This window comes from Microcystis sp. LE19-41.2A (assembly GCF_027530405.1).
Lineage (GTDB): Bacteria > Cyanobacteriota > Cyanobacteriia > Cyanobacteriales > Microcystaceae > Microcystis > Microcystis aeruginosa.
Genome location: NZ_JAPZQJ010000565.1, coordinates 1 through 1,975 on the forward strand (window position 1 = coordinate 1; position 1,975 = coordinate 1,975).

The 1,975-nt window shown below is 50.2% G+C and carries 2 protein-coding genes; both read right to left on the reverse strand.

Features of this window, described 5'->3' with window-relative positions; genetic code table 11:
• Positions 1-141: 141 nt before the first annotated feature.
• Positions 142-786 (reverse strand): histidine phosphatase family protein, encoded by a 645-nt coding sequence (locus tag O9290_RS23905; RefSeq protein ID WP_002759710.1) that lies wholly within the window; start codon positions 784-786, stop codon positions 142-144.
• A gap of 49 nt (positions 787-835) precedes the next feature.
• Positions 836-1,474 carry a histidine phosphatase family protein gene (locus O9290_RS23910; RefSeq protein ID WP_002784690.1) on the reverse strand — a complete coding sequence of 213 codons (639 nt, stop codon included), beginning with the start codon at positions 1,472-1,474 and terminating at the stop codon, positions 836-838.
• Positions 1,475-1,975: the final 501 nt, after the last annotated feature.

Below are 1,975 nucleotides of genomic sequence, written 5' to 3' on the forward strand. Positions count from 1 at the left end.
TGGGGAAGTGGGGTGTGGGGTGTGGGGTGTGGGGTGTGGGGAAGTGGGGAGATGGGGAAGTGGGGTGTGGGGTGTGGGGTGTGGGGTGTGGGGAGAAAAAAGCTGTCTCCTGTCTCCTGTCTCCTGTCTCCTGCCTCCTGATTAGGTGCAAGGGAGAGAACGCAGGTACTCACTGAGGTGGGAACGTAAACCGATGCCATGGAAAAGCGGGCCACGACTGCCTAATTCGACGATACTGACGGCGGCCACGGGCATTTCAAATCGATCGCGATAACGGCCCACATCGATACCCATCAGACTACAGAGCATGATCCGGATGGTGGCCTTGTGGGAAACAATCAGGATATTGCCATCACTGTGGGTGTGTTCAATTTCCTCCAAAACGGCCGCGGAACGACGGGCGATATCGATACCCCTTTCCCCGTTGGGGGGAGCATTCCAAGCAGGATCCGTCAACCAGCGCACATAGAGATCATGATATTGACGATCGATATCGTTGGGGTGCATTCCTTCCCAAAGACCATAACCGATCTCTTGTAATCCCTGCCGGATTTCTAATTTCAGTCCCACCGCTTCACAGAGAGGTTTAGCGGTTTGAATAGCTCTTTGGAGGGGACTGACATAGGCCGCGCGCCAAGGTAAAGAACGATAGACATCGGCGAATTCCTCGGCCATTTCGATGCCTTCGGCAGTCAAACCGGGATCATTTTCTGGAGTACCACAGTATCCTCCCGTTTTGCTATAGGCCGTTTGTCCGTGTCGTAGAAAATATAACATCAAGCACATAGTTTTTCAGGAGACCAAATTCGGGGCTTCCCTGGTTGCTGTTGACTGGTTAGGTTCCCGCTCGCGAGCGCAGGTCATTGCGGAGGTGAGAGCGATCGCCTATAACTTGAAAGAGGGGACCGTGTTCGGCTAATTCGACGATCGTCACCGAGGCCACGGGCATGGCAATTCGATCGCGATAACGGCCGATATCAATGCCTAAAAGAGAACATAACATGATTCGGATCGTTGCTTTATGGGAAACGATCAAAATATGGCCATCATCGTGATTATGGTCGATTTCCTCTAATACTTCCGAACTGCGGCGAGCGATATCGATGCCTTTTTCGCCCCCTGTGGGAGAATTCCAGCCCGGATCTGCTAACCAGCGCACATAATCATCATGAAACTCCCGATTAACCTCGGCTGCGGTTTTTCCCTCCCATTGGCCGTAGGCAATCTCTTTTAATCCTTCCCGTTTGTGGATGGGAATACCTAAGAGATCGCTTAAAGGGGTGGCCGTGGCCATGGTGCGCTTGAGGGGACTAGAATAGATCCCTGTCCAAGGCACATCTCGATAGACAAGAGCGAAATCCTTGGCCATTTCATCGCCGGCCGGGGTTAGTTGCAAGTCTAATCGACCGCAAAAACTACCCGCTTGACTGGCTGTGGTTTCGCCATGACGCAAAAAGTAAAGTTTTAGACTCATTTTTTGGGTGCATCTCAATATTTGTGACTCTCTCCCACTTATAGTGATACTAAATCCTGTTTAAAAAGTACAGGAGACCAGGGAGCGGAGGGTGGGGAGCAGGGAGAAACAATCCATAACTTGGCAGTTAATCACACTATTAAAAACGGATTTGGTATGATAAAAGGTAAAAAAGGTTATCCTAAATTCCCAAAAAATAATCGGCTCTCTTATTCTTTGTGTGATAAGTTTAACTTATATAGTAGTGATCGATCTTTGTGTCTCTGTGGTTCGTTCCACTCACTCGCCCGCAAGACTGTATCTTAGAATACATTGAGGCAGGGTGTGGGGTGTGGGGTGTGGGGTGTGGGGTGTGGGGAAGTGGGGAGATGGGGAGACCACTTCGTGCGCGTTGCGGGGGGAGAATAAATAAAAGCCATCTCCTAAGTAGGTAGGCGTTAAAAATTATCAGACACCACCCTTATCAAGGGGGGACTAAGGGTAGGGTTGATTCATGAATCA

Excerpts from the sequence above, each read along its gene's own strand:
- O9290_RS23905 (WP_002759710.1), bottom strand. The coding sequence starts at position 786 with ATGTGCTTGATGTTATATTTTCTACGACACGGACAAACGGCCTATAGC.
- O9290_RS23910 (WP_002784690.1), bottom strand. The coding sequence starts at position 1,474 with ATGAGTCTAAAACTTTACTTTTTGCGTCATGGCGAAACCACAGCCAGT.